The following is a 26,189-nucleotide window of genomic DNA, read 5'->3' on the forward strand; positions in this document are numbered from 1 at the left end:
CTGCGGTGTGCGTCGGCAATTGCTGGCACCTCGACTGAGGGTGGCAGAAGTAACGGAAGGGCGATGAACGGGTGACCAATCTGGACGAGACCGGCCGGGAACGTCTTGCGCCGCGACCGGTGTCGCGGCCGCCTGTCGATCCGGCGTCGCAGCGCGCGTTCGGTAGGCCCTCCGGCGTCGACGGCTCTTTCCAGGGCACCGACAAGTATCGCGACCAGGGTGAGTACACACCGAAGGATGCGCCCCCCGACCCCGTGCTGGCCGAGGCGTTCGGCAGGCCGTACGCCGGCGGCGACTCGCTGCAACGGCACCCGACCGACGCCGGCGCTCTCGACGCCGAGCGCCAGGGCGATGCCGACGAGCCTGCCGATCCATGGCGTGATCCGGGGGCTGCGGCGGCGCTCGGCACCCCCGCCGTCGCGCAGAGCGCGCCTGTGGCCGTCGCGGGTCCCGTGGGGAAACTCGGTGTCCGTGACGTGCTGTTCGGCGGCAGGGTTTCCATCGTCGCGCTGGTGATCCTCGGCATCTTCGCGCTCGTCATCGGCGTCGTCGGAGGCGTCGTCGGCCGCAAGACCGCCGAGGTGGTCAGTGCGTTCACGACGTCGAAGGTCACGTTGGAGACCGGAGCGAGCGGCGAGGGTGAACCCGAAGGGCAGTTCGCCAAAGTTGCTGCCGCCGTTGCCGATTCGGTGGTCACGATCGAGGCGACCAGCGAGACCGAGGGCTCCCAGGGGTCCGGCGTCGTCGTCGACGGCCGCGGCTACATCGTGACGAACAACCACGTGATCTCCGAGGCCGCCACCAATCCCAGCGATTTCAAGATGTCGGTCGTGTTCAACGACGGCTCCGAGGTCCCGGCCAACCTGGTCGGTCGCGATCCGAAAACGGACCTCGCCGTCCTCAAGGTCGACAACGTCGACAACCTGTCGGTCGCCCGGATGGGGGACTCCGAGAAGTTGCAGGTGGGTGAAGAAGTCATCGCCGCTGGAGCTCCGCTCGGTCTGCGCAGCACCGTCACGCACGGCATCATCAGCGCGCTGCACCGGCCCGTGCCGCTGTCGGGCGACGGCTCGGACACCGACACCGTCATCGACGGTGTCCAGACCGACGCGTCGATCAACCACGGCAACTCCGGTGGCCCGCTGATCAACATGAACGCCGAAGTCATCGGCATCAACACCGCCGGAAAGTCGTTGTCCGACAGCGCCAGCGGCCTCGGGTTCGCGATTCCGGTCAACGAGGTCAAGCAGGTTATCGAGACGCTGATCCAGAACGGCAAGATCGCGCATCCGACGTTGGGCCTGACGGCGCGTTCGGTGAGCAACGATGTGTCCAAGGGCGCGCAGATCGCCGACGTGAAGCCGGGCAGCCCCGCCGAGCAGGCCGGTCTGCTGGAGAACGATGTCGTCGTCAAGGTCGGTGACCGCGAGGTCGCCGACGCCGACGAGTTCATCGTCGCGGTCCGTCAGCTCAAGATCGGACAGCCGGCGCCCATCGAGGTCGTGCGCGACGGTCGCAACGTGACGCTGACGGTGACGCCCAACGGCGACGACAGCACGTAACGATGTTCGCCAACGTCGGCTGGGGCGAGATGCTGGTCCTGGTGATCGCCGGGTTGGTGATCCTCGGACCGGAGCGGCTGCCCGGTGCCATCCGCTGGACCGCGGGCGCGGTGCGTCAAGCGCGGGATTACGTGACCGGTGCGACCAGTCAGTTGCGCGAGGACCTCGGCCCTGACTTCGACGATCTGCGGGAGCCGCTGTCGGAGCTGCAGAAGCTGCGGGGGATGACGCCGCGTGCGGCGCTGACCAAGCATCTGCTCGACGGTGACGACTCGATCTTCACCGGGAAGTTCGATGCGAAGACCAACGGTCAGAGCGCGCCCGAGAAGCCGCAGTCCGGGCCGGGCCCGGCGGCGACTCCTCCTCCGGTCAAACAGTCGGAAGCGACCGGCTCGACGCCGTTCGATACCGACGCGACTTAACGTCCGGCGGGGTCCAGCCCGAGCGACATCCCGGCGAGGCCGCGCTTGCGGCTCGACAGTGCGTCGGCGATCTTGCGGAGTTCCTTGCCTGCCGCCGAATCGGGAGCGCTGAGCACCAGCGGCACACCGGAGTCGCCGGCTGCGACCAGTTCGGGGTCCAGCGGGACCTGGCCCAGCAGCGGCACGTCGGCGCCGACAGAGCGCGAAAGGCTTTCTGCGACATGGCGTCCGCCGCCCTCGCCGAACATCTTGATGACGGGTCCGTCGACCATGTTCTCGACGACACCCGCGATGCGCTGGCGGGTCTGCAACGCGATCGCGCCCGCCCGCTCGGCCACCTCGGCGGCGGCCAGCTGCGGGGTGGTCACGACGAGGATCTCGGCGCCGGGGATCAGCTGTGCCACCGAGATCGCGATGTCACCCGTGCCCGGGGGAAGGTCGAGCAGCAGCACGTCGAGGTCGCCCCAGTACACATCGGCCAGGAACTGCTGCAACGCGCGGTGCAGCATCGGACCGCGCCACACGACGGGCGTGTTGCCCTGCGTGAACATCGCGATCGAGATGACCCGCACGTCGTGTGAGACCGGCGGCAGGATCATCGAATCGACCTGCGTCGGCCGGTCGGTCGTGCCCATCATCCTGGGCACGGAGTGGCCATAGATGTCGGCATCGAGGAGCCCGACGGACAGTCCGCGCGCCGCCATCGCGGCGGCCAGGTTCACGGTGACGCTGGACTTGCCGACACCGCCCTTGCCCGACGCAACGGCGTACACCCGGGTCAGCGACCCGGGCTGGGCGAACGGGATGACAGGTTCGCGGGAATCGCCGCGCAACAGCTTGCGAAGTTCAGTGCGTTGCTCGTCGTTCATGACGTCGAGGGTGACCTTGACCGACCCGGTACCCGGCACGTCCTGGACGGCCCGCGTCACGCGATCGGAGATCTCGGTTTTCTTCGGACATGCCGAGGTGGTCAGATACACCTCGACATGCACTGAGGAGTCGGTTTCGACGGTGACGTTCTTGACCATGCCGACTTCGGTGATCGGCCGCCGCAGTTCGGGGTCGACCACCTTGGTCAGGGCAGCGCGGACGGCTGCTTCCAGGTCGGTCGGTGTTGAAGACATCACCTGCGAGTCTAGGCGGCGTGGTCCCCAGGACCCGAATTCGGTCGGATGTCAGGCGACAGGGCCGGGCGCGGGGCCCGGAGCTGGGCCGGGGGCCGGCCCGGGTGCCGGGGGCAGGCCGGGCAGTGCAGGCGCCATCGGTGCGGGGAACGGTCCAGGCGGCGGCGGCGCGGCGGGTGCCGGCGGCAGGATGCCGAGGGGCCCGGCCGGCGGCGGCACCGGAGCTGGTGCTGCAGGTAGGTCCTGGATGCAGAACACCGCGCACTGCGCCGGCTTCGGCGGCGGCTGCTGCATCCACGGCGGCACCCACGCCGGAGGCGGGGGAGCGACGGGCTGAGGCATCGCCGCGGGCATGGGCCCCGGCAGCGGGCCCAGCGATTGTCCGGCCGCGAAACCGGGCACCGCCGGGTTGATCTGGCTGGCCACGTCGGTGCGTTCCATGATCGGGATCAGCGACAACGGGTCGGTGGCGGGCAGGCCGGCAGCGTTGATCGGTAGCCCCGGGCCGAGCCCGGCCCGGCGGTCGAGGTGGGTGATCAGGTCATCGGTTGTCGCCGAGGACAGTTCGGGCACCGAACCGGTGATCGGCGGCAGGTCGAGGGGCACCACCCCGGTGGCGTACGCCGCGGCCCAGCTGAGCACGTTCTGGGCGTAGGCCATCGAGTTGTTGTAGCGCAGGATCGCCGCCATGACATCGGCCTGATTGCGCAGGTTCATGTTTCCGCTGCACAGGTAGCGCGCCGCTGCCAGCGAGGCGTCGTAGACGTTCTGGACATCGGCCTTGCCGTCGCCGTCGCCGTCGGAGGCGTAGCGCGACCACGTACCGGGCAGGAACTGCATCGGGCCCATCGCCCGCGCGTACACGACCCGGTTGTCCGCCCGGCCCTCCACGATGACCTCGTTGCCGGGCAGCGTGCCGTCGAGCGCGGGGCCGTAGATCGGGCGGACCGCGTTGCCGCGGGTGTCCGTCGCTCCGCCGTAGGAGTGCATCGACTCGATGCGCCCGATGCCCGCCAGCAGGTTCCAGCTGACACCGCATCCGGGATAGGCGGCCGCCATCATGGTCTCGGCGTTGCGGTAGGCCGCCAGGTTCACCGACGGAATGCGAAGTGTGCCAGGGGCATTGACCACAACCGGCGGCGGAGGCGCGGAGGCGGTGCTCGCGACGGTGCGGAACGGGGCGGGGGCTTTCGCGACGGCCACGACGGACACGCCTGCGTTCGCATCGGGGGCGGGTGCGACGGCGGCCAGCGGCATGACCGCCGAATCACGCGTAGGGACATTGGTGGTCGGTGCGGACGCACCGACGGCGCCGGCCAGGACCAGCGGCGTCAGGACGGCGGCCACCCCGACGGCCGGCGTGCGGACAAATTGACCTGCCCGCCGTCGCGCTGCTCCGAGGGCAGATCCTCCCCCTATGTGCACTCAACCGTCCTAGCTGTGTGATCGCCTGTGAACCCCGTCACCATACCTAGTTGACTACGTCGGCGTGACAGCAATGGCTCAGCTGTCTCAGCTGGATTTCTTGGACTTGCGCTCTCCGGAGTCGTGTTTGCTCGGTTTTGCCGGGTGCGTGTGCAGTTCCTCGATCAGTTCGCGGATCTCGTCCAGCTCGCGGCGCAGATAGTCGCGGGTGGCGACTTCGCCGACCGCGAGCCGCAGCGCGGCCAGTTCGCGGGCCAGGAACTCCGTGTCCGCCTTCGTCTGCTGTGCACGCCTGCGGTCCTCTTCCAGCGAGACCCGGTCGCGGTTCTCCTGCCGGTTCTGCGCAAGCAGGATCAGTGGCGCCGCGTAGGCCGCCTGCGTCGAGAACGCGAGGTTGAGCAGGATGAACGGGTACGGGTCCCATTGCCAGGCGAAGGCGCCCATATTGAGCAGGATCCAGACGATGACGACGATCGTCTGGATCGCCAGGTAGCGGCCGGTCCCGAGGAACCGCGCGATCCGTTCGCTGAACTGGCCGACTGCCTCGATGTTCAGACGGGGGCCGAAAGAGCGCGACGTCCTCGGCGTGTCGAGACGCTGACGGGCCGTCGATTCGCTCATGTCGTCCTCTCGGCGGTGACGATGACGGGTTCGACCTCGTGTTCACGCCAGTCGTCGGGCAGCAGATGGTCCAGGACGTCGTCGACGGACACGGCGCCGAGCAGGTGGTTCTGTTCGTCGACGACCGGTCCGCACACCAGGTTGTAGGCGGCGAAGTACCGCGTCAGCGAGCCGAGCGAATCCTCCGGCGCCAGCTTGGGCAGGTCGCTGTCGACGATGCCGCTGACCAGAGAGGCCGGCGGTTCCCGCAGGAGCCGCTGCAGGTGCACGCAGCCCAGGTATCGGCCCGTCGGGGTGGCGGTCGGCGGGCGCACGACGAACACCAGCGACGCCAGCGCCGGCGTGAGGTCCGGATCGCGAACGCGGGCAAGGGCTTCGGCGACGGTGGTGTCAGGTGCGAGCACCACCGGTTCGGACGTCATCAGACCGCCCGCCGTGTTCGGGGAGTGACTGAGCAGACGGCGCACGTCCTCGGAGTCCTCGGGGTCCATGCGACGCAGGAACTGTTCGGCGTCGGCGGGTGTCATCGTGCCGAGCAGGTCGGCCGCGTCATCGGGATCCATCGCCTCGAGCACGTCGGCGGCGCGGTCGGTCTCCAGCGCGCGCAGTAGCGCGACCTGTTCCTCTTCGGCCATCTCCTGCAGCACGTCGGCGAGTCGTTCGTCGTCGAGGGCGTTGACCACTTCGTGGCGGCGTTTGTCGGGCAGGTCCCGGATGGCGTCGGCGACCTCGACGGCGCGTTGGCCCTGGAACTGTTCGAGCAGCTGCGCCACGCCCTGGTCCGGCATCGCAAGCCCGGACGGCGTCAGGCCGTGGACGTGTGACCAGTCGGTCGCGTAGACGTTGCTTCGACGGCCGAGGCGGCGCTGCGGACGCACCGCGACGCGCGTCACCAGCCAGTCGCGCGTGCGGGTCTGCTGCTCGATGGCGAGATCGACCACGACGACGTCGAGGCCCGCCAGGTTCTGCAGGTCGGGGTCGTCGACGCGCACCCGCGTCTCGATGACCTGTCCCAGAACCAGCACCTCACCGGGGCGTTGCGAGAAGCGGCGCAGCGACACGCTCCCGGTCGACAGCGTCACAGCTCCGGGCTCGATCGCGGTGACCCGCAGGATCGGCACGAAAATTCTTCTGCGGCTGAGCAACTCGATGACAAGCCCGAGGACGCGCGGCTGCTGGCGCACCAGGCTGAGCCCGATGACGACATCACGGACACGGCCGATGGATTCTCCGTCGGGTCCTAGTACCACCATCCCCGCGAGACGAGCCGCAAAGACCCTGTTGACCGACGCCATGGTTGTAAAGGGTAGAAGAGTGTCCGGAGGTGCATGAAATGGAAAACCGGTATCGGCCCCGCCGAACCTGTCTGTCCGTGCCGGGCAGCAGCGAGAAAATGATCCAGAAGGCCAAGACACTCGCCGCCGACGAGGTGTTCCTGGACCTCGAGGACGCGGTCGCCGCCGATGCGAAAGCCCAAGCGCGCGCACAGGTTGCGGCAGCTCTGGCGGAACCGGGCTGGTCGGGACAGTTGCGCGGGGTGAGGGTCAACGACTGGACCACTCCGTGGACGCACGCCGACATCATCGAAGTCGTCTCCCGCGCGGGCGCGTCGCTCGATCTCGTGGTGCTCCCGAAGGTGACCGATGTCTCTCATGTCATCGCGCTGGATCTGTTGCTCAGCCAACTCGAGGCCATCCACGATCTACCTCCGGGACACATCGGCATCGAGGCACAGATCGAGGACGCCAAGGGACTGACCAACATCGACGCGATCGCCTCGGCGCCGCGGGTGCACGCGCTGGTGCTCGGGCCGGCGGACATGATGGCCAGCCTGAACATGCGCACGCTCGAGGTCGGTGAGCAGCCGGAGGGCTATGACGTCGGCGACGCCTACCACCACGTGCTGATGCGGATTCTGGTCGCGGCGCGCGCCAACGGCATCGCGGCGATCGACGGGCCCTACCTGAAGGTCCGCGACGTCGAGTCGTTCCGCCGCGTGGCCGGGCGGTCCGCCGCGCTGGGCTACGACGGCAAGTGGGTGCTGCATCCCGACCAGATCACCGCCGGCAACGAGATCTTCAGCCCCAGGCAGGAGGCCTACGACCACGCCGAGCTGATCCTGGAGGCCTACGAGTGGCACACCTCCCGCGCGGGTGGGGCACGGGGCGCGGTGATGCTGGGCGACGAGATGATCGACGAGGCCAGTCGCAAGATGGCACTCGTCGTCGCGGGCAAGGGCCGCGCCGCGGGCATGCAGCGCACCGGTGAGCGGTTCGAGCCACCCGCATAGCTGAGCGCTAAGCGGCCGCGACGAGCACCACGAGGATGAATGCGCCGATCAACCCGAGGGCGCCGATCACGGTGCCGGCGATCGCCATCTCCTTGCCGCCCTGGCCGCTCTTCTTGATCTGGTTGAGGGCGACGATGCCGAGCACCACAGCGACGATCGAGGCGATGGTGCCCGTGAAGCACAGAAGGTTCAGCGGGATCGCGAGCAGCGACGCGACCAACGATCCGATGGCAAGGCTGTTCGAACCCGATTGCGGCGGGGCGCCGTAGCCGTACTCGGCGCCGGGATAGCCGCCGCCGTACGGCGACGGTGGCAGGTAACCCGGGGCTCCATAACCGGGCGCCCCATATCCGGGTGTGCCGTACCCCGGTGACCCGTAACCGGGTGCTCCGTACCCCGGTGTCGGATAGGGCGGCGGCGATCCCGCGTCGGGATAGGGCGGTGCGAATCCGGGCGGCGGCGGAGGATAGGGCGGATTGGAAAAATCGCCGGACGGGGGGTACCCGGTCACCGGCGTGTAGGCGGGCGGCGGGTCATATCCGGCGGGCGGAACGTAGTTCGGGGCGCTGGCGGACGGCGGCGGGTTGTAGGCCGGGGGCGGCGTGTAGCCCTGCGGCGGTGTGTCGTCCAGCGTCGGGTCCGGCGCGCCGGAGGTGTCCTCGATCGGGGGTGCCTCGTAGCCCGCTGCGGACGGTTCGGTCCCGCCGGCGACAGGGTCGGACGATGCGGCCCGTTCGGGATCGTTGTCCGGACTTGTCATGATGATCAACCTAGCCTAAGGCCAGGTAAACCGAGGTGAGCGTGCATCGGGGCACCTTTTGGGGTGTGCCAGTCGTTGTCGAGGGACTAGCGTGAAATGTGCGCTATCGAAGGAGTGAGAGACCATGACCAGCCCGTTTCAGCCAGGACAGAATCCCGGTGCGCCTGCCGCGGGCGGCGCTGCCTCCGGACGTGGCCGCGCAGTCGGGTTGCCGACCCCACCCAAGGGGTGGCCGATCGGTTCCTATCCCACGTATGCCGAGGCGCAGCGCGCCGTGGATTACCTGTCCGATCAGCAGTTTCCGGTGGAACACGTGACGATCGTCGGCGTCGACCTGATGCAGGTGGAGCGCGTGACGGGACGGCTGTCGTGGCCGAAAGTCCTCGGTGGCGGCGTGCTCACCGGTGCCTGGCTCGGCCTGTTCATCGGCCTCATCTTGGGCTTCTTCAGCCCCAATCCGTGGAGTGCACTCGTCACCGGCCTCGTCGCCGGTGTGTTCTTCGGGTTGATCACCTCCGCCATCCCGTATGCGATGGCGCGTGGCACAAGAGATTTCAGCTCGACCATGCAACTGGTCGCGGGACGCTACGACGTACTGTGCGACCCGCAGAGCGCCGAGAAGGGTCGGGATCTGCTGGGGCGCTTGGCCATCTAGCTGGGGCAATGTTGCGCGTCGTGCACCTTTGGCCCTAGTTTTGCCCCGCGGGCACGACCAATGCCTGTGCGGTGAAAGGGAGCTCGATGGCTGAGATCGTTCTGGACAAGGTGACGAAGAGTTTTCCTGACGGCACGGCGGCGGTGAAGGACGCGTCGATCGACATCGCCGACGGTGAGTTCGTGATCTTGGTGGGCCCGTCGGGCTGTGGGAAATCGACGACGCTGAACATGATCGCCGGGCTGGAGGAGATTTCGTCCGGCGAGGTGCGTATCGCCGGTGAGCGCGTCAACGAGCGGTCGCCCAAGCACCGCGACATCGCGATGGTGTTCCAGTCCTATGCGCTGTATCCGCACATGACGGTCCGGCAGAACATCGCCTTTCCTTTGACTCTCGCCAAGGCGGGCAAGGACGAGATCGCGCACAAGGTCGAACAGGCCGCGAAAACCCTTGACCTGACCGATCTTCTGGACCGTACTCCCAGCCAGCTGTCCGGTGGGCAGCGGCAGCGGGTCGCGATGGGACGTGCCATCGTGCGAAACCCGAAGGCGTTCCTCATGGACGAGCCGCTGTCGAACCTCGACGCCAAGCTGCGTGTCCAGATGCGCACGGAGATCGCGCGGCTGCACAAGCGTCTCGGGACCACCACCATCTATGTCACGCACGACCAGACGGAGGCGATGACGCTCGGCGACCGGGTGGTGGTGATGCTGGCGGGTTCCGTTCAGCAGATCGGTACGCCCGACGAGCTCTACCGCAGCCCCGTCAACCTTTTCGTCGCCGGGTTCATCGGGTCGCCGGCCATGAACTTCTTTCCCGCCGCGCTGACCGAGATCGGGGTCCGCCTTCCGTTCGGTGAGATACCGCTCACGGGTGAGGTTTACGACCGCCTCAGGGATCACCGGACGCCCGGCGATCTGATCGCGGGAATCCGGCCGGAGCACCTCGCGGATGCCGCGGTGATCGACGCCTACGCCAGGATCAGCGCGCTGGTCTTCGACGTCACGGTCGAGATGGTGGAGTCTCTCGGCGCCGACAAGTACGTGTATTTCGGCGTCGACGGACCCACTGCGCAGGCGGTGCAACTCGCCGAGGTCGCGGCGGAATCGGCGATCGGCGAGAACGAGTTCGTCGCCCGCGTTCCTGTGCAGTCAGCTGCGGCGGTGGGGCAGACGCTGCAGTTGGCGCTGAATCCCGGCGACGTGGCGATCTTCGACCCACGTACGGGTGCCAATCTTTCGCTGCCGGTCGACAGATGAGCGACATCTCCGGCCTGGTGCGGGCCCATCTGCGGGATCACTTCGCGCGCAACGGCATCACGGCGGATCCTGCGGAAGCCAGCGTGACGTTCCTCGGCACCGGCCGCATCGACGTCCTGCGCTTCGCCGGTCCGGGTGATGGTGCGGTGCATTATGTTTCGCTCGGCTGCTCGACGCACCCGATGGTCGATCCTGCGGAGATGGTGGCCGATCCCGTTGCGGGGCCGCGCGCCGAGATCGTGGTGGCGCTGCGTGGCGCGTCGCCGGCTGGTCTGACGCGGTCGTTGGCGGTGGTGGCTGCTGCTCCCGCCGTCGAAGGTTTGATCCTGGCGCCCGACGCGCTGATCGACCTGGAGATGCCACTGTGGGAAGCGGCCCCGTTCACGGCGTTCCTGTTGGGGCACAGCGCTATCGACGATGTGGAACTCCCAGAGCCGATGTCGCCCGTGGCGGTTCTCTCCGCGGTGCCGATCACCGCGACGGAGGCGGCGTGGGTGCGGCTCAAAGGCGCCGAGGCGATGAGGCAGGCGTGGGAGCAGGATGGGGTCGACACCACGAATCCCGCTCGCAGAGCCGCCAACCCCACCTAGAGCCAGTTGTTGCGGCGGAAGTTGCGGTACAGCACGAAGCACACCGTGGCCATCACCAGAAGAGCCATGGGATAGCCGAAAGTCCAATGCAATTCGGGCATGTGGTCGAAGTTCATCCCGTAGATGCCTGCCAGCGCGGTGGGTACCGCGGCGATGGCGACCCACGCCGAGATCTTGCGCATGTCGACGTTCTGCTGCATCGCGACCTTGCCGAGCGCGGCCTGCACGAGTGAGCTGAGCAGTTCGTCGTAGCTGGCGATGCGTTCTGAGGCCTTGATGGTGTGGTCGAGGACGTCGCGCATGTACCGACGGATCTCGACGTTGATGAGGTCGTCGTGGTCGGTGCCGATGCGTTGCAGGTCTGTGGTCAGGGGGCTGATGGCCCTGCGGAGTTCGACCACCTCGCGCTTGAGCAGGTAGATGCATTCGATGTTGGTTTGTTGCAGCGGGGAGAAGATGTCTTCTTCCATCGCGTCGATGTCGTGCTCGATCAGGTCGGTGACGTCGAGGTAGGTGTCGACGACGTGGTCGGCGATGGCGTGCATGACGGAGTACGGCCCGAGTTGGAGGTTGTCGGGCGAGGCTTCGAGGTGCTTGCGAACGCCTGCGAGGCCGCCGTGTTCGCCGTGGCGGACTGTGACGACGAAGTCGCTGCCGACGAAGATCATGATCTCGCCGGTCTCGACGATCTCTCTGGCTTTGGCCATCGACTCGTGCTCGACGTAGGTGACGGTCTTGAGAACGAGGAACAGCGTCTTGTCGTAGCGCTCGAGCTTCGGTCGCTGATGGGCGTGCACCGCATCTTCGACAGCCAGCTCGTGCAGGCCGAACACGTCCGCGACGGCCTGCATCTGATGTTCGTCGGGTTCGTGCAGGCCGATCCAGACGAACGCGCTCCTGCCTTCGGCCTCGATCTCGTGCACTTTGTTCAACGCCGCGGCGTGGGTGTACTTGCCGGGGAGCCGGTTGCCGTCGCAGTACACGCCGCAATCGACCATCGCCTGAGACACCGGGACGTGGATGCGGCGCGCGTCGGGGTCGTCGATATGGCCTTGGCCCAGCGTGCGGGCCTTCGAGGCTTGTTTCGCCAATGAGGGCGGTAACGCGCGAAACGAGGGCATCGCCCACCTCCGGTCATCTGCAGGTGCGGGCCCCGTCGTGCCGGCCCGGGGACCCCGAAAAATCGTACGCGCCGAAGGTGGCTGGATCTTCTCACCGAGGGGGAACCCATTCCTGTGAGATTGTGGCCGGGGCTACGCTGCAGAACGTGGCCGAACTGACACGCACTCCGCAGGTTGTCATCGAAGACAACGAGATCTTTGATGCGCACGAGGGCGGAAAGCTCTCCGTCGAGCTGAAATCACCCCTGGACACCCAGCGGGCGCTGTCCATTGCGTACACCCCCGGTGTTGCACAGGTCAGCCGGGCGATCGCGGCAGACAAGACGCTGGCCAAGAAGTACACGTGGGCCAACCGGCTCGTCGCCGTCGTCAGTGACGGCAGCGCGGTGCTCGGCCTCGGTGACATCGGCGCCTCGGCGTCGCTTCCGGTGATGGAGGGCAAGAGCGCGCTGTTCAAGACGTTCGGCGGCCTCGACTCGATCCCGATCGTCCTCGACACCAAGGACCCTGACGAGATCATCGAGACCTTGATCCGGCTGCGTCCGAGTTTCGGCGCGGTCAACCTCGAAGACATCTCGGCACCGCGATGCTTCGAGATCGAGCGCCGCGCGATCGAGGCGCTGGACTGCCCGGTCATGCACGACGATCAACACGGCACCGCGATCGTGGTGCTCGCCGCGCTGCACGGTGCGGCGAAGGTGCTCGACCGCGACATGCACACGCTGCGTGTCGTGATCTCCGGTGCCGGTGCGGCGGGCGTAGCCTGCGCGAACATCCTGCTCGCGAAGGGCATCAACGACGTCACGGTGCTCGATTCCAAGGGCATCGTCGAATCGGGTCGCGACGACCTGAATCCGTTCAAGGCCGAGCTGGCCGGACGCACCAACCCTGCGGGCCGCACCGGTGGTATCGCCGAAGCGCTCGACGGCGCCGACATGTTCCTCGGGTTGTCGGCGGGCGTGGTGCCGGAGGAGATCATCGCGACGATGGCACCCAACGGCATTGTGTTCGCGCTGTCCAATCCGGATCCCGAGATCCATCCCGATGCGGCGCGCAAGTATGCGTCCGTCGTCGCGACGGGCCGCAGCGACTTCCCGAACCAGATCAACAATGTGCTGGCGTTCCCCGGCGTGTTCCGGGGAGCCCTCGACGCAGGTGCCCGCCGCATCACCGAGAAGATGAAAGTCGCTGCGGCAGAAGCGATCTTCTCGGTGGTTGGCGATGATCTGGCAGTCGACCACATTGTCCCCAGCGCGCTCGATCCGCGGGTCGGACCTGCGGTCGCGGCAGCGGTCGCCGCGGCATCCGAGGACTGAGTCGGCTGAGTCGCGTCCGCAGCGTCATCAGTCTGATCGTCGCGGCTCTGGTCGCGGCGGGTTGCGGTGGTCAATCGGCGCCGCCGTCGATCCCGATCGGTGCAGCTGCCGATCCCGAGTCGCAACTGATCGCTCATCTGTATGCGTCGGCGCTGCGCTTCTACGGCAATCCCGCGCACGTGCGGGAGTCCGAGGATCCTCTCGGTGGGCTGGACGGTGGCGAGGTCCAAGTCGTGCCGGGCTTCACCGGTGAGTTGCTGACGCGATTCGCGCCCGATTCGGCGGCGCGGTCGGATGTGCAGGTGTACCGCACGCTGCTGTCGGCCCTGCCCGAGGGCATCGCGGCCGGCGACTACACCACGTCGGCGGAGGACAAGCCCGCTGTTGCAGTGACCGAGCGGACCGCCGACGCGTGGGGCGGACGCGATGTGTCGGTGCTGGCTCGCCGGTGTGAAGACGTCGCGGTCGGCGCGATCGCGGACGGGCGTCACCCGTCGTCGATCGGCACCTGCACGTTGGCGAAGGCCCGGGAGTTCGGTGATGACGACGCGATGTTCGATGCGCTGCGGGCGGGCGAGATCGACATCGCGTGGACGACGACCGCGGCACCGGATGTGCCGTCGGAAGCGGTGGTGCTGTCGGACAAGACGGCGCTGATCCGTGCCGAGAACCTGGTGCCGCTGTATCGGCGCAACGAGTTGACCGAGTCTCAGGTGCTGGCCCTCAACGAGATTGCGGGTGTGCTGGACACCGGGTCGTTGGCCGACATGCGCCGCCAGGTCGCCGAGGGCACCGACCCCGGGTTGGTGGCCGGCCAGTGGCTCGAAGAGCATCCCCTCGGCGTCGGCAACTAGGTTCCGTTTGCACCGCGAGCGCGCGCGTCTGCACGCCGACGCGCCGCAATTCTTGGCAGTCGGCGCGCGCTCGACGGCCGCGACAGACGCTATTTCGCCTTCGGCGTCAGCCGTGCGACCACCTTCGGGAAGACGCTCTGGTAATTGGCGCCGAGAGCGCGGATGGCGATTTCGAACATCTTCGCGTCGTTGCCGATGAGGATGCGCGCCTTGTTCTTTCGCACGCCGTCGAGGATGACCTGCGCGGCCTTCTCCGGTGTCGTGCTGGCGAGTTTCTTGTCGAAGGTCTTGGCGAGTTCGTCGGCGTCGAGCCCCTCGGCGGCGGTGGCGTTGCGTGCGATGGCGGTCTTGATGCCGCCGGGATGCACGCAGGACACCTTGACCGGGTGCCCGGCCAGCCCCATCTCCTGGCGAAGCGCCTCGGTGAAGCCGCGCACCGCGAACTTCGCGGAGTTGTAGGCGGCCTGGCCGGGGACGGAGAACAGACCGAAGACGCTGGAGACGTTGACGACGTGCCCGTCGCCGGAGGCGATGAGGTGGGGGAGGAAAGCTTTGGTGCCGTTGACGACTCCCCAGAAGTCGACGTCCATGACGCGCTCGATGTCCTTGAACTGGCTGACCTCGATGTCGCCGGTGAACGCGATACCCGCGTTGTTGTAGATCTGGTTGACCTTGCCGAAGTGGTCGGCGACGGCGTCGGCGTACAGCAGGAACGCCTCGCGCTCGACCACGTTGATGCGGTCGGATTTCACCTTCGCACCGATGGCCTTGAGGCGCTCCTCGGTGATGGCCAGGCCTTCGGTGTCGACATCGCTGATGGCGACGCTGGCACCGGAGCGGCCCAGTTCGACGGCGAGCGCCTGCCCGATACCCGAACCTGCTCCGGTCACGACGGCTACTTTCCCGGCGAAGCCCTGCATCCGCACTCCTCGGTTGTTCTACGCGTGTTGAGTGAGTGCGAGCGTACCCGGTACCCGCGGTCCCTGGATAAGTCAGGGGTCCGCGACGAGAAGGGCCGGTGAGCACCCCCCAGCGCCCACCGGCCCACTCGGTTTAGCGATCAGACCGGCGAGCCGCCCGTGCCGGCTTTGCCGTCGGTACCCGTTTCGCCCTGTGAACCCTTTTCGCCCGCGTCCCCAGCGGAACCGCGTGATCCGTTGCTTCCGAAGACGCCACCTTTACCGCCGGCGCCGCCCTGGTTACCGGCGCCCCCTGCGCCTCCGGCACCGCCGGCGCCGCCTTTGCCTGCGGCACCGCCGGCGCCGTTGTAATCGCCGCCGGACCTAGCGCTGTCGCCACCATCTCCGCCGTCGCCGCCGCGAGCTCCCGTGCCGCCCTTGCCGCCGCTGCCGCCGACGCCGCCATCGCCCCCGTTGCCGCTGATTGCGCCACCTCTACCGCCCGAGCCGCCAAATCCGCCAGTGTCGCCCGCGCCGCCGGCAGCGCCTTCGCCCCCATTGCCACCCGAGCCGCCGTCTGCTGGCGATTCGCTACCTTGGCCAAAAACGGCGCCGCCATTTCCGCCGTCACCGCCGCGTGCACCGGTTCCGCCGAGACCGCCATTTCCACCGGCGCCGGCACCTTGAAAGCTGTCGCTCCAGGCCTGGCCCCCGTTGCCGCCGTCGCCGCCCGGCGCTCCGGCCCCGCCGACGCCCCCTTGGCCTCCGTCGCCACCGTCTGCACCTCCCGCACCGACGGCGGTGCCACCGTCACCCCCGGCACCTCCAGGCTGACCAGCGACGCCGTTCTGCCCGGGCGAGCCGTCGCCGCCGTACGCGCTGAGATTCGGGGTGCCCTGCGAGCTACCTTGCCCGTCCGCGCCCTTGCCGGCGGCGGGCAGCAGGGTAATGGGAATGGGGTTGACGCCCGCAGCGCCGGTCGTTCCGGCTCCACCTGCGCCTCCCGCTCCACCGTTGCCGAACAGTTGCGCGCTGCCACCGTTTCCGCCCGCGCCGCCGCCAAAACCGCCGTTTCCGCCGTCGCCGCCGTTGCCGCCCCACAGGCCGCCGCGTCCGCCGTCCCCGCCGGCCTGCCCGGCAAGACCGTCGCCTCCACGGCCACCGTTGCCCCAGAGGATGCCGCCGTCGCCGCCGTCCTCCCCGGGTGCACCGTCGAGGCCGTTACCGATGAGCCAGCCGCCGTCACCGAACATGGGGCGCATCGGGGTGGCCGATGGTGCCGCCGCAGAGGATTCCGGGGCCTCGCTCCCGCTGAGGTTGAGCACCGTCGCTTGCGTAGCCCGCGTGGTGAAGGTCGTGGGGTCGCTGAGGCGCAGAAGCGCGCCCGCGTCCTCGATGGACAGCGACGTGCCCGACGCGACGGGAGTCGTGGGGGCCGACACGAGCGCAGGGGCCGACTCCGGAGCTTGCGAGTTCGTTGCCGACAGGCCGTGGACGGTCGACGGGCCTACCGGGACGCCCAGAGCCGTGAGCAGGAACGGTGCGGCAGGCGCGCGGGACGCATCGCGAACCACCGGGGCCTGCGCCTGCGCCTGCGCCGGCGTCGGCGGCACCTCGGCAAGTGAGGTGATCGCACCACCGAAGGCGAGTGCTCCGACGGCCACCGCCGCCGTCAGCGACGCCTTCGTCGTACCTTTTCGGTGCTCTGCACAGTGCGAATCGCGTGTAGGAATGGACATGGCAACCCCCAGAAATGGTCGAAGACGAGTGTCAACGCCAAAGCTAGGTGCGTTCGCAATGAATAGATTGCGTAGTGCACTACCCCAATTTCGATCGAGCGACAGGACGGCTCACAGGTACGGCTTCCGACGGCTGCGTAATGCTGGTAACCCGACTGGCGACAATCAAGACATGACGTTGAAGTACCCCGCCGTCGCGACGCTCGTGGCATCCGCGGCCATCGCCGCGACGATGTCCGCAGCCCCGGCTCAGGCCGACCCCACGACCGATGCCTTCGTGTCCACGCTGCAGCACTACCGGCTCGGCGACATCGACCCGGCGACCGCCGTGCGTGTCGGGCAGGCGGTGTGCCCGATGCTGTCAGAACCCGGTCAGAACGTCGCGAACGTCGCCGCCGACATCTCCGACGACCTCGGCCGTCCGCTCGGACCGGCGACGATGTTCACCGGACTGGCGATCTCGATCTTCTGCCCGCGCGCCGTCAACGCGATGACGGACGGGGTCCCGTTCTCGTTCTTCCGCTGAGTCGCGGCAGTCAGCCGACGTACTCGGTGTCGGTCTCGTTCATTCGTTCGTGAGTGCTCGTGCGAGGTGATCCGAGGCGTTCGCGCACGCCCAGTGCCTTGGCCAAGCCGAACGGCGCCATGTTGGCGTAGCGGGTCTCGATGTCGTCGGCGCCGACTCGGTAGGTCTCGTGCCAGATTCCGACGTCGCCACTGCCGGCTGCGGCCGCGTTGAACTCCGCCCACGCAGGTGCATGGGCAAGGGTGGGATCCTTCGCAAACCGGCCGAGATGCTCCACGCTTTTCCAGTACTGCACCACGATGACGTCGCGGCCCGAGTAATAGGGATGGGCCGCCAACAGCCCGAGGTCTGGATCAAGTACTACCTGCGCGAGGGTCTCTTGCCGCCAGGCGAGAAAAGAGGTGAGCGCCGCGCCGACTATGGGGAGCCCCATGTTGCAAGGCTGCGGTTGCTGCGTGTCCTGCGAGAGGTCGGCGACATACCGGTCGCCGACCTCAAAGGAATTGTGGCTGCGGTCGACGATCGATCGCGCTCGGTTCACCAAATGTTCGGAGCCGCCTTCGACGTGCTGACGAAAATGCCTGAGCGCGTTGCAGATTCGTCGTCGCGGCAACGCGCGGACCAACTCGTCGACGAGGCCGGATGGGCGGCGGTGCGCTCCGATTCGCCCGAGCGCGAACGGCTCGCCTATCTGCTTGGGGCAATCTCCGATCTGGGCGCCCACCTCGATCCCCAGGACTGGCGCAGGTACCTCGACCTCGTCGACTCTCTGGGGGCCTTCGAGGTGAACCGGCTGCATCCTGAAGATCCCGCCGCGGACCGCGACGTTCTGCTGAGGCGGATGGTTGTCGGCCAGGTCGTCTTCGGCGAGCTCGTGCTCAGCCTTCGCCGGCTGGCGCACGCACATCACAGCGCGCAACGGGCGTCGGGTATCGCTCGACGCCCGTGACCGCGCGCAAAATGCCCGCGGTTCACGGCGCGTCGGCGTGCAGACATGCGCGCTCGCGGTGCGAACGTCAGCCGAACGCGGTGTCGATGATCTCCTGCTGTTCGACCGCGTGCACCTTCGACGAACCCGATGACGGCGCCGACATCGCACGCCGCGAGATCCGCTTGATCCCGACGAGCTTCGGCAGCACCTCGGGCATGGTCAGCCCCATCGTCGGCCACGCCCCCTGGTTCGCAGGCTCCTCCTGAACCCAGAAGAATTCTTCGGCGTTGGGGTAGCGGTCCAGCGTCTCGGCCAGCCGGCGCTTGGGCAGCGGGGCGAGCTGCTCGAGGCGCACGATCGCCACGTCCTCGCGCTTGTCCTTGTTCTTGCGCGCCACCAACTCGTAGTAGAGCTTGCCGCTGGTCAGCAGGATTCGCGTGACTTTCGATCGGTCGCCGTCGCCCTCGTCATAGGTGGGCTCCTCAAGCACCGACCGGAACTTCATCTCGGTGAAGTCCTTCAGATCGCTCACCGCAGCCTTGTTGCGCAACATCGACTTCGGTGTGGCCACGATCAGCGGTCGGTGGATGCCGTCGAGACCGTGCCGGCGCAGCAGGTGGAAATAGTTCGCCGGCGTCGACGGCATCGCGATGGTCATCGAACCCTCGGCCCACAGCAACAGGAACCGTTCGATGCGGGCCGACGTGTGGTCGGGGCCCTGGCCCTCGTGGCCGTGCGGCAGCAGCAGCACGACGTCGGAGAGCTGGCCCCACTTGGCCTCACCGGAGCTGATGAACTCGTCGATGATCGACTGGGCGCCGTTGACGAAGTCGCCGAACTGCGCCTCCCACAACACGAGTGCGTCCGGGTTGCCGACGGAGTAGCCGTACTCGAAGCCGACGGCCGCGTACTCCGACAGCGCCGAGTCGTAGATCATCAGCTTGCCGCCGGTCGGGTTGCCGTCGGAGTCGACGGTCAGCAGGTCCAGCGGGGTGAACTCGCGGCCGGTCTGCCGGTCGATGACCACCGCGTGGCGCTGCGTGAACGTGCCGCGCCGGGTGTCCTGGCCGGAGAACCGGATGGTCTTGCCCTCGGCGAGGAACGTGCCCAGCGCCAACAGCTCCGCGAAGGCCCAGTCGACCTTGCCCTCGTAGGCCATCTCGCGACGCTTCTCCAGCACCGGCTTGACGCGCGGGTGGACGTTGAAGTCATCGCCGAACGCCAGGTGCGCATCGCCGATGCGTGCCAGCAGCGACTTGTCGACCGCGGTGCTCATGCCCGCGGGGACCATCTGGTCGGATTCGACCGACGAGCTCGGTTCGATGGCGTGTTTCTCCAACTCGCGCACCTCGTTGAACACCCGCTCGAGCTGGCCCTGATAGTCGCGCAGGGCGTCCTCGGCTTCCTTCATCGAGATGTCACCGCGGCCGATCAGCGCCTCGGTGTAGGTCTTGCGGACGCCGCGCTTGGTGTCGATGACGTCGTACATGTAGGGCTGTGTCATCGACGGGTCGTCGCCCTCGTTGTGTCCGCGGCGGCGGTAGCACAGCATGTCGATGACGACGTCCTTCTTGAACTGCTGCCGGAAGTCGACGGCCAGCTTGGCCACCCACACCGCGGCCTCCGGGTCGTCGCCGTTGACGTGGAAGATCGGCGCGCCGATCATCTTGGCGACGTCCGTGCAGTACTCCGAGCTTCGGGAGTCGAAAGGTGAAGTGGTGAAGCCGATCTGGTTGTTGACGATGATGTGGATGGTGCCGCCGGTACGGTAGCCGCGCAGCAGGGCCAGGTTCAGCGTTTCGGCGACCACACCCTGACCGGCGAACGCCGCATCGCCGTGCAGCATCATCGGCACGACGGTGAAGCCGTCGGGGCCGTTGCCCTTGTCGAGCATGTCCTGCTTGGCGCGCACCAGACCTTCGAGCACCGGGTCGACGGCTTCGAGGTGGCTGGGGTTGGCCACCAGAGACACCGCGATGTCGTTGTCGCCGAACATCTGCAGATAGGTGCCATTGGCGCCGAGGTGGTACTTCACGTCGCCGGACCCGTGCGCCTGTGAGGGGTTCAGGTTGCCCTCGAACTCGGTGAAGATCTGGCTGTAGGGCTTACCGACGATGTTGGCGAGCACGTTGAGACGCCCGCGGTGCGGCATGCCGATGACGACCTCGTCGAGGCTGTGCTCGGCGGCCTGGTCGATCGCGGCGTCCATCATCGGGATGACGGTCTCGGCACCCTCCAGTGAGAAGCGTTTCTGCCCAACGTATTTGGTCTGCAGGAAGGTCTCGAATGCCTCGGCGGCGTTGAGCTTGGACAGCACGTACTTCTGCTCGGCGACGGTCGGCTTCTCGTGCTTGACCTCGATGCGCTCCTGCAGCCACTGCTGCTGCTCGGGCTCGAGGATGTGCGTGTACTCCACCCCGATGTGGCGGCAGTACGCATCACGCAGCAGGCCGAGGATGTCGCGCAGCTTCTTGTGTGACTGCCCGGCGAAACCGTTGACCTTGAACTCGCGGTCGAGGTCCCACAGCGTCAGCCCGTGGGTGTTGATGTCGAGGTCGGGGTGGCTGCGGAACCGCGTCTTGTCCAGGCGCAGCGGGTCGATGTCGGCCATCAGGTGACCGCGGTTGCGGTAGGCCGCGATCAGCTCGATGACGCGGGCGTTCTTGTCCTCGATGGAGTCCGGGTTGTCGATGCGCCAGCGCACCGGCTCGTACGGGATGCCGAGCTCGCGGAAGATCTCGTCGTAGAAGTCGTCGTCGAGCAGCAGGGTGTGGATGGTTCGCAGGAAGTCGCCCGACTCCGCGCCCTGGATGAGGCGGTGGTCGTAGGTCGATGTCAGCGTCATCAGCTTGCCGACACCGACCTCGTTGATGCGTTCCTCGCTCGCGCCCTGGAACTCCGCGGGGTACTCCATCGCGCCGGCGCCGATGATCGCGCCTTGGCCTTGCATCAGGCGCGGCACCGAGTGCACGGTGCCGATCGTGCCGGGGTTGGTGAGCGAAATCGTCACGCCCGCAAAATCTTCCGCGGTCAGCTTGCCGTCGCGGGCACGGCGGACGATGTCTTCGTAGGCGGCGATGAAGGCCCCGAAGTGCATGGCTTCGGTGCCCTTGATCGCGGCGACGACCAGGGAGCGCTTGCCGTCCTTGCCGGGCAGGTCGATCGCCAGGCCGAGATTCGTGTGGGCCGGCGTGACAGCGACCGGCTTGCCGTCGACCTCCGCGAAGTGCCGATTCATGTTCGGGAACTTCTTGACGGCCTGCACGATCGCGTAGCCCAGCAGGTGGGTGAACGAGATCTTGCCGCCGCGCGTGCGCTTGAGGTGGTTGTTGATGACGATGCGGTTGTCGATCATCGCCTTGGCCGGGATGGCGCGCACGCTCGTCGCGGTCGGCACGTCCAGCGAGGCGGACATGTTCTTGACGACGGCCGCCGCGGCGCCACGCAGCACCTGCGTCTCGTCGCCCTCGGCGACGGTGACCGTCGAGGCGGGCTTGCTCTTGGCCGGTGCGGGCGCCGCGCTCTTCTCGGGTTTGTCCGCCGCCTTCTCCGGCTCTTTCGCTGGAGCTTTCTCGGAAACTTTCTCGGACGGCTTGGCCGCCTTCGATGCGCCGTTGCTCGCGGGCTTGGGCGCCGGCGCGGGCTCTGGCGGGGACTTCGGTTTGCCGTTCGAACTCGGGGACGAACTTGCGGCGGAGGCCTCACTCGGCGGTTCGGGGGAGTTCGTGGGTTCCGGGGAGTAGTCGACGAGGAACTCGTGCCAACTCGGATCGACCGAGGAGGGATCCTCACGGAACTTGCGGTACATCTCTTCGACCAACCACTCGTTCTGACCGAATGGTGAAGGTGAGCTCACGGCTGCTATTCGCCTCAATTCTTCGCTTCGGGCCAGCGCCCCGCGGCAGCCGGCCCCCTTTTTTCAACCCGGTATGCGGTTACCCCGCTGTTTCCGCCGCATCAAGGCTAGCGCTTCTGTTAGGGCGCAGACCACGCAACGTACTTATGGTCATATCGGTCACAGCGCTGCTGTCGCCGAGCGGTCGTGAACGGCCGTTTAACGGTCGCTGAACACCGATCAGGAGCGGGGCGCGGGCAGCACGTGCAACGTCGACGGCCACCGCGGCGGAGGGTTGCCGAACGCCTTGTGTGCGTTGGCCACGATCTTGCGGCCCATGAGTCGGTTGCCGACGCCACCGACGACGGCCCCGACGCCCACAGGCAGCAGTTTTCCGAAGGCGAGTGCGCCGCGCTTGAGCGCGTACTTCTTGACGAAGAAGCGCAGCAGGCGGGAGTTCAGCTGTGACAGCGCGGGCAGCGGCAGCGTTGCCGCGCCGTCGGACACCCAGGCGCCGCTGGTGCGTCCGGGGCCGAGCAGATCGGCGACGGCGCGCTTGCTGTCCTCGCCGACGAGAACGGACAGCACGAGGGCCCGGCGCCGTTCGCGGTGCTCGGCGGGAATGCCATGCACCTCGGCCATGGCGAGAACGTACAAGGCGGTCGCTTCGAGGAACATGACGGTCTCCCCGGCGACGGCCGACATCGCGACGAGCGTGCCGATGCCGGGGTAGGCGGCGGCCGATCCGACGGCGGCACCGCTGGCCATGACGGTGGCCATGTACTGCTTGTCGAGCTTGATCAGAATCTCCGAGGGCGAGGCGTCGGGATTGTGGGCGCGAAGCCGTTCGACGTATGCCTTGACGGCGGGACCCTGGACGCGGGCACCACGTTCGAGGATTTGGGAAAGCGCTTTGGCGGCGACGCCCGGATCTTCGTCGGGCACCGCAGGTAACTGACTCTTGGCTCGTGACCTGGCATTCATGAGCGCGACCTCCCTGTGAACCTGTTTTCAGGCTAACGCCTGTCAAACGAACGGCAGCCGATAAAGGGTGCCCGGACGTGATCGCAGTCACTCTTTGCGAAATGGGGAAGAAAATATTGGGAAGCGTCGCTAATCAAACTCGTGGCAGTATCCCGGGGTGTGGAAGTGAGGCAGCAGGAATCCGAGTCGCCGGTCAAGGCGCCGTCGCGAATCCGGATGATCATCGTCCTCGGGCTGCTGGTGGCGCTCGGGCCGCTGACGATCGACATGTATCTGCCCGCGCTGCCCAAGATCGCCGAGGAATTGAACGTCTCCTCCTCCATCGCGCAGCTGACGCTGACCGGCACGCTGGCGGGCCTGGCGATCGGTCAGTTGGTCATCGGCCCGCTGTCGGACTCTCTGGGTCGCCGCAAGCCGCTGTTCGCCGGGATCGTGCTCCACATGCTCGCGTCGCTGCTGTGCCTCTTCGCGCCGAACATCGCGACGCTGGGCATTGCCCGCGGTCTGCAGGGCATGGGTGCGGCAGCCGGAATGGTCGTCGCGATCGCGGTCGTCGGTGATCTCTACAAGGACAACGCGGCAGCGACGGTGATGTCGCGGCTGATGCTGGTGCTCGGTGTCGCGCCGGTCCTGGCGCCGTCGCTGGGCGCGGCCGTGCTGTTGCACGGGTCGTGGCACTGGGTGTTCGCGGCGCTCGTCGTGGCCGCCGGCGCGCTGCTGATCATGGCGGTGTTGGCGCTGCCCGAGACCCTGCCTCCCGATCACCGTCGCCCGCTCAACGCCAAGGGCATCGTGTCGACTTACCTCGAGCTGCTGCGCGACGTCCGGTTCGTCATCCTTGTGCTCGTCGCCGCGCTCGGTATGTCGGGCCTGTTCGCCTACATCGCGGGTGCGTCCTTCGTATTGCAGGGGCGCTTCGGTCTCGACCAGACCGCCTTCGCGCTGGTGTTCGGCGCCGGCGCGATCGCGCTGATCGGCACGACGCAGTTCAACGTCGTGCTGCTGAAGCGGTTCACGCCGCAGCAGATCATGGTGTGGGCGCTCGTCGCGTCGGCCGTGTTCGGAGTGGTCTTCGTGGCCTTGGCCGCCGCGCACGTCGGCGGCATCTACGGCTTCGTGATCCCGGTGTGGGCGATTCTCGCCGCCATGGGTCTGGTGATCCCGAACGCACCGGCGGTGGCGCTGACGCGTCACCCTGACGCTGCCGGTACCGCGGCCGCTCTGCTCGGCGCCGTGCAGTTCGGCGGGGGAGCGGCCATCGCACCCGTTGTCGGCGTGCTGGGCAACGACGAACTCGCGATGGCGGTGGTCATGGCCGCCGGCGTGATCATCGCGTTGGCGGCGCTGTTGCTGACGGGCGTGCACCGCGCGCCCGCTGCCGACGGCGCGCCTGGTGAAGCCGTCGCCGAGCCTGCGCAAACGCTGTGAGGCGCCGTCGCTGACTTGTCGGGATAACCGCCGGACCGTAGCGTCGGGCCGAAATGTCCGTCTCCCGATACAAATTCAGCTGACTTCCACATGTTCGAATCCGTGACGCCGCGCGCCCAAGGTGCGAACCCCTGGCATGCGCTCTGGGCGCTGTTGATCGGGTTCTTCATGATCCTGGTCGACGCCACCATCGTCGCCGTCGCCAACCCGGCAATCATGGCCAACCTGAGTGCCGGCTACGACGCGGTGATCTGGGTGACGAGTGCCTACCTGCTGGCGTACGCGGTCCCGTTGCTGGTCGCGGGCAGGCTCGGGGACCGATACGGGCCCAAGAACATGTATCTGCTGGGCCTCGCGGTGTTCACGGCGGCGTCGCTGTGGTGCGGTCTGGCCGACTCCATCGGCACGTTGATCGCCGCCCGCGTCGTGCAGGGCATCGGCGCGGCCCTGCTGACCCCGCAGACGATGACGGTGATCACCAGGACGTTCCCCCCGGAGCGCCGCGGTGTGGCGATGAGCGTGTGGGGTGCCACCGCCGGCGTCGCGACCCTCGTCGGTCCGCTGGCCGGCGGCATCCTCGTCGACCACCTCGGCTGGCAGTGGATCTTCATCGTCAACGTGCCTGTCGGCGTCATCGGCCTGGCGATGGCGGTGTGGCTGGTGCCGTCGCTGCCGACACAGAACCGGCAGCGCTTCGACCTGCCCGGTGTGGTGTTGTCGGGGGTCGGATTGTTCCTCGTCGTGTTCGGGCTGCAGGAGGGCCAGACGCACGACTGGGGATGGTGGATCTGGGCGACGATCGCCGCCGGTGTCGCGGTGATGGCGGCGTTCCTGTACTGGCAGTCGGTGAACACCGGTGAGCCGTTGATCCCGCTGGTGATCTTCCGCGACCGCAACTTCTCGATGTCGAACCTCGGGGTGGCGACGATCGGCTTCGTCGTCACCGGCATGATCCTGCCGCTGATGTTCTACGCCCAGGCGGTGTGCGGGCTGACTCCGACGCAGGCGGCGCTGTTGACGGCGCCGATGGCCGTCGCGACCGGGGTGCTCGCTCCGTTCGTCGGTCGTCTGGTCGACCGGTCGCATCCCCGGTCGGTGGTCGGTTTCGGTTTCTCGTTGATGGCGATCGGCGTCACGTGGCTGTCGATCGAGATGACGCCGGACACCCCGATCTGGCGGCTCGTCATCCCGTTGACCGCGATGGGTGCGGCGATGGCGTTCATCTGGTCGCCGCTGGCCGCGACCGCGACGCGAAATCTTCCACCGCAACTGGCGGGTGCCGGTTCCGGGGTCTACAACACGACTCGTCAGGTCGGTTCGGTGCTCGGCAGTGCGGGCATGGCGGCATTGATGGCGTCGGAGTTGTCGGCGAAGATTCCGGGTTCGGCGGACGGGGCGTCGCAAGCCGAGGGGCAGGTCGCGCAGCTGCCCGAATTCCTGCAGGCGCCGTTCGCGTCGGCGATGTCGCAGGCGATGCTGCTCCCGGCGTTCGTCGCGCTCTTCGGTGTCATCGCCGCGCTGTTTCTGCTGTCGTTTCTCGACGGGCCTGCACCGTCAGCGCACGAGCCGCTTGAGCCCTTCGACCCCGACCACGAGTTGTACTGGCACGACGGCGAGGACGAGTACATCGAGTACGAGGTGCCGTGGGACGACGATGGCGTCGGGCCCCATCAACCGCCGCCTGCCAACGCGCTGGCCGACACTGACGTCCTCGATCCCGTCACCGAACCGGAGTCCCAGCGCGAGTGGCGCAGCATCCTCGACCAGTTGCTCGACGAGCCGAACGGCCGCGCGCACAACACCGAGCGTGGGCCCTAAGTACGCATTCGAGCCGAATCGCGTGCATAA

At 67.5% G+C, this 26,189-nt stretch carries 23 protein-coding genes; 12 read left to right on the plus strand and 11 right to left on the minus strand.

The window, feature by feature from the left end; genetic code table 11:
* The first annotated feature begins 71 nt into the window (after positions 1-71).
* Positions 72-1,562, plus strand: coding sequence for a trypsin-like peptidase domain-containing protein (locus tag P9A17_RS16580; RefSeq protein WP_278039711.1), 1,491 nt, complete (start codon positions 72-74; stop codon positions 1,560-1,562).
* 2 nt (positions 1,563-1,564) lie between these two features.
* A complete protein-coding gene (tatB, locus tag P9A17_RS16585; RefSeq protein ID WP_278039712.1) occupies positions 1,565-1,984 on the plus strand; it encodes a Sec-independent protein translocase protein TatB in 420 nt (139 codons plus the stop codon).
* On the opposite strand, the gene P9A17_RS16590 is transcribed toward tatB, so the two are convergent.
* From P9A17_RS16590 to P9A17_RS16605, 4 genes are all read right to left on the minus strand, one after another.
* Complete coding sequence (locus P9A17_RS16590) at positions 1,981-3,108, minus strand: Mrp/NBP35 family ATP-binding protein (protein WP_278039713.1); 1,128 nt, start codon at positions 3,106-3,108, stop codon at positions 1,981-1,983. The genes tatB and P9A17_RS16590 overlap by 4 nt on opposite strands.
* A gap of 51 nt (positions 3,109-3,159) precedes the next feature.
* Complete coding sequence (locus tag P9A17_RS16595; RefSeq protein ID WP_278039714.1) at positions 3,160-4,533, minus strand: lytic murein transglycosylase; 1,374 nt, start codon at positions 4,531-4,533, stop codon at positions 3,160-3,162.
* Positions 4,534-4,620: 87 nt separating this feature from the next.
* Positions 4,621-5,154, minus strand: a complete 534-nt coding sequence (locus P9A17_RS16600) for a DUF1003 domain-containing protein (RefSeq protein ID WP_278039715.1) — start codon at positions 5,152-5,154, stop codon at positions 4,621-4,623.
* A complete protein-coding gene (locus tag P9A17_RS16605; RefSeq protein WP_278039716.1) occupies positions 5,151-6,449 on the minus strand; it encodes a CBS domain-containing protein in 1,299 nt (432 codons plus the stop codon). The genes P9A17_RS16600 and P9A17_RS16605 overlap by 4 nt, the downstream gene beginning before the upstream one ends.
* Before the next feature lie 38 nt (positions 6,450-6,487).
* Between P9A17_RS16605 and P9A17_RS16610 the strand changes: the two genes are divergently transcribed.
* Positions 6,488-7,444 (plus strand): CoA ester lyase, encoded by a 957-nt coding sequence (locus P9A17_RS16610; RefSeq protein ID WP_278039717.1) that lies wholly within the window; start codon positions 6,488-6,490, stop codon positions 7,442-7,444.
* Positions 7,445-7,451: 7 nt separating this feature from the next.
* Here P9A17_RS16610 and P9A17_RS16615 read toward each other — a convergent pair whose 3' ends face one another.
* The gene (locus tag P9A17_RS16615; RefSeq protein WP_278039718.1) at positions 7,452-8,204 is read right to left on the minus strand and encodes a DUF4190 domain-containing protein; all 753 of its coding nucleotides are present in this window, start codon (positions 8,202-8,204) and stop codon (positions 7,452-7,454) included.
* A gap of 124 nt (positions 8,205-8,328) precedes the next feature.
* Between P9A17_RS16615 and P9A17_RS16620 the strand changes: the two genes are divergently transcribed.
* From P9A17_RS16620 to P9A17_RS16630, 3 genes are all read left to right on the plus strand, one after another.
* Positions 8,329-8,859, plus strand: a complete 531-nt coding sequence (locus P9A17_RS16620) for a general stress protein (protein WP_278039719.1) — start codon at positions 8,329-8,331, stop codon at positions 8,857-8,859.
* An 86-nt stretch (positions 8,860-8,945) separates the two neighbouring features.
* Complete coding sequence (ugpC, locus tag P9A17_RS16625; protein WP_278039720.1) at positions 8,946-10,118, plus strand: sn-glycerol-3-phosphate ABC transporter ATP-binding protein UgpC; 1,173 nt, start codon at positions 8,946-8,948, stop codon at positions 10,116-10,118.
* On the plus strand, positions 10,115-10,708 hold the full coding sequence (locus P9A17_RS16630; RefSeq protein ID WP_278039721.1) for a suppressor of fused domain protein: 594 nt from the start codon (positions 10,115-10,117) through the stop codon (positions 10,706-10,708). The genes ugpC and P9A17_RS16630 overlap by 4 nt, the downstream gene beginning before the upstream one ends.
* Here P9A17_RS16630 and corA read toward each other — a convergent pair.
* Entirely contained in the window at positions 10,705-11,829 is a 1,125-nt protein-coding gene (corA, locus tag P9A17_RS16635) for a magnesium/cobalt transporter CorA (RefSeq protein ID WP_278039722.1), read from the minus strand. The two genes, P9A17_RS16630 and corA, sit on opposite strands and share 4 nt — an antisense overlap.
* Positions 11,830-11,975: 146 nt before the next feature.
* Here corA and P9A17_RS16640 point away from each other — a divergent pair, with 146 nt between their 5' ends.
* Positions 11,976-13,145: an NADP-dependent malic enzyme gene (locus P9A17_RS16640; RefSeq protein ID WP_278039723.1), complete on the plus strand. Its 1,170-nt coding sequence runs from the start codon at positions 11,976-11,978 to the stop codon at positions 13,143-13,145.
* On the plus strand, positions 13,142-13,999 hold the full coding sequence (locus P9A17_RS16645) for a glycine betaine ABC transporter substrate-binding protein (RefSeq protein WP_278039890.1): 858 nt from the start codon (positions 13,142-13,144) through the stop codon (positions 13,997-13,999). Before P9A17_RS16640 ends, P9A17_RS16645 begins: the two co-directional genes overlap by 4 nt.
* Positions 14,000-14,088: 89 nt before the next feature.
* Here P9A17_RS16645 and P9A17_RS16650 read toward each other — a convergent pair whose 3' ends face one another.
* Positions 14,089-14,919: an SDR family oxidoreductase gene (locus tag P9A17_RS16650; RefSeq protein ID WP_278039724.1), complete on the minus strand. Its 831-nt coding sequence runs from the start codon at positions 14,917-14,919 to the stop codon at positions 14,089-14,091.
* A gap of 140 nt (positions 14,920-15,059) precedes the next feature.
* Entirely contained in the window at positions 15,060-16,637 is a 1,578-nt protein-coding gene (locus P9A17_RS16655) for a PE family protein (RefSeq protein WP_278039725.1), read from the minus strand.
* A gap of 172 nt (positions 16,638-16,809) precedes the next feature.
* Here P9A17_RS16655 and P9A17_RS16660 point away from each other — a divergent pair, with 172 nt between their 5' ends.
* Entirely contained in the window at positions 16,810-17,163 is a 354-nt protein-coding gene (locus tag P9A17_RS16660) for a DUF732 domain-containing protein (protein ID WP_278039726.1), read from the plus strand.
* A gap of 10 nt (positions 17,164-17,173) precedes the next feature.
* Here P9A17_RS16660 and P9A17_RS16665 read toward each other — a convergent pair whose 3' ends face one another.
* Positions 17,174-17,596, minus strand: a complete 423-nt coding sequence (locus tag P9A17_RS16665) for a DUF4188 domain-containing protein (RefSeq protein ID WP_278039727.1) — start codon at positions 17,594-17,596, stop codon at positions 17,174-17,176.
* 111 nt (positions 17,597-17,707) lie between these two features.
* Between P9A17_RS16665 and P9A17_RS16670 the strand changes: the two genes are divergently transcribed.
* Entirely contained in the window at positions 17,708-18,112 is a 405-nt protein-coding gene (locus P9A17_RS16670) for a hypothetical protein (protein WP_278039728.1), read from the plus strand.
* A 67-nt stretch (positions 18,113-18,179) separates the two neighbouring features.
* Here the strand turns inward: P9A17_RS16670 and P9A17_RS16675 are convergent, their stop codons facing one another.
* Positions 18,180-21,959 carry a multifunctional oxoglutarate decarboxylase/oxoglutarate dehydrogenase thiamine pyrophosphate-binding subunit/dihydrolipoyllysine-residue succinyltransferase subunit gene (locus P9A17_RS16675; protein WP_278039891.1) on the minus strand — a complete coding sequence of 1,260 codons (3,780 nt, stop codon included), beginning with the start codon at positions 21,957-21,959 and terminating at the stop codon, positions 18,180-18,182.
* Between the two features lie 210 nt (positions 21,960-22,169).
* Positions 22,170-22,913: a hypothetical protein gene (locus P9A17_RS16680; RefSeq protein ID WP_278039729.1), complete on the minus strand. Its 744-nt coding sequence runs from the start codon at positions 22,911-22,913 to the stop codon at positions 22,170-22,172.
* Positions 22,914-23,129: 216 nt separating this feature from the next.
* Here P9A17_RS16680 and P9A17_RS16685 point away from each other — a divergent pair, with 216 nt between their 5' ends.
* On the plus strand, positions 23,130-24,341 hold the full coding sequence (locus P9A17_RS16685) for a multidrug effflux MFS transporter (protein ID WP_278039892.1): 1,212 nt from the start codon (positions 23,130-23,132) through the stop codon (positions 24,339-24,341).
* 90 nt (positions 24,342-24,431) lie between these two features.
* On the plus strand, positions 24,432-26,159 hold the full coding sequence (locus P9A17_RS16690) for an MFS transporter (RefSeq protein ID WP_278039730.1): 1,728 nt from the start codon (positions 24,432-24,434) through the stop codon (positions 26,157-26,159).
* The last annotated feature ends 30 nt before the right edge of the window (positions 26,160-26,189 follow it).

It is taken from the genome of Mycobacterium sp. 236(2023) (assembly GCF_029623955.1).
Classification (GTDB): Bacteria; Actinomycetota; Actinomycetes; order Mycobacteriales; family Mycobacteriaceae; genus Mycobacterium.

Bases quoted from the DNA above. Each gene is read 5' to 3' on its own strand.
- P9A17_RS16655 (WP_278039725.1), bottom strand. From the start codon at position 16,637: ATGTCCATTCCTACACGCGATTCGCACTGTGCAGAGCACCGAAAAGGT.
- P9A17_RS16610 (WP_278039717.1), top strand. From the start codon at position 6,488: ATGGAAAACCGGTATCGGCCCCGCCGAACCTGTCTGTCCGTGCCGGGC.
- P9A17_RS16680 (WP_278039729.1), bottom strand. From the start codon at position 22,913: ATGAATGCCAGGTCACGAGCCAAGAGTCAGTTACCTGCGGTGCCCGAC.
- P9A17_RS16690 (WP_278039730.1), top strand. From the start codon at position 24,432: ATGTTCGAATCCGTGACGCCGCGCGCCCAAGGTGCGAACCCCTGGCAT.
- P9A17_RS16685 (WP_278039892.1), top strand. From the start codon at position 23,130: ATGATCATCGTCCTCGGGCTGCTGGTGGCGCTCGGGCCGCTGACGATC.
- ugpC (WP_278039720.1), top strand. From the start codon at position 8,946: ATGGCTGAGATCGTTCTGGACAAGGTGACGAAGAGTTTTCCTGACGGC.
- tatB (WP_278039712.1), top strand. From the start codon at position 1,565: ATGTTCGCCAACGTCGGCTGGGGCGAGATGCTGGTCCTGGTGATCGCC.
- P9A17_RS16615 (WP_278039718.1), bottom strand. From the start codon at position 8,204: ATGACAAGTCCGGACAACGATCCCGAACGGGCCGCATCGTCCGACCCT.
- P9A17_RS16630 (WP_278039721.1), top strand. From the start codon at position 10,115: ATGAGCGACATCTCCGGCCTGGTGCGGGCCCATCTGCGGGATCACTTC.
- P9A17_RS16650 (WP_278039724.1), bottom strand. From the start codon at position 14,919: ATGCAGGGCTTCGCCGGGAAAGTAGCCGTCGTGACCGGAGCAGGTTCG.
- P9A17_RS16590 (WP_278039713.1), bottom strand. From the start codon at position 3,108: ATGTCTTCAACACCGACCGACCTGGAAGCAGCCGTCCGCGCTGCCCTG.
- P9A17_RS16670 (WP_278039728.1), top strand. From the start codon at position 17,708: ATGTTCGGAGCCGCCTTCGACGTGCTGACGAAAATGCCTGAGCGCGTT.
- P9A17_RS16605 (WP_278039716.1), bottom strand. From the start codon at position 6,449: ATGGCGTCGGTCAACAGGGTCTTTGCGGCTCGTCTCGCGGGGATGGTG.
- corA (WP_278039722.1), bottom strand. From the start codon at position 11,829: ATGCCCTCGTTTCGCGCGTTACCGCCCTCATTGGCGAAACAAGCCTCG.
- P9A17_RS16660 (WP_278039726.1), top strand. From the start codon at position 16,810: ATGACGTTGAAGTACCCCGCCGTCGCGACGCTCGTGGCATCCGCGGCC.
- P9A17_RS16665 (WP_278039727.1), bottom strand. From the start codon at position 17,596: ATGGGGCTCCCCATAGTCGGCGCGGCGCTCACCTCTTTTCTCGCCTGG.
- P9A17_RS16600 (WP_278039715.1), bottom strand. From the start codon at position 5,154: ATGAGCGAATCGACGGCCCGTCAGCGTCTCGACACGCCGAGGACGTCG.
- P9A17_RS16620 (WP_278039719.1), top strand. From the start codon at position 8,329: ATGACCAGCCCGTTTCAGCCAGGACAGAATCCCGGTGCGCCTGCCGCG.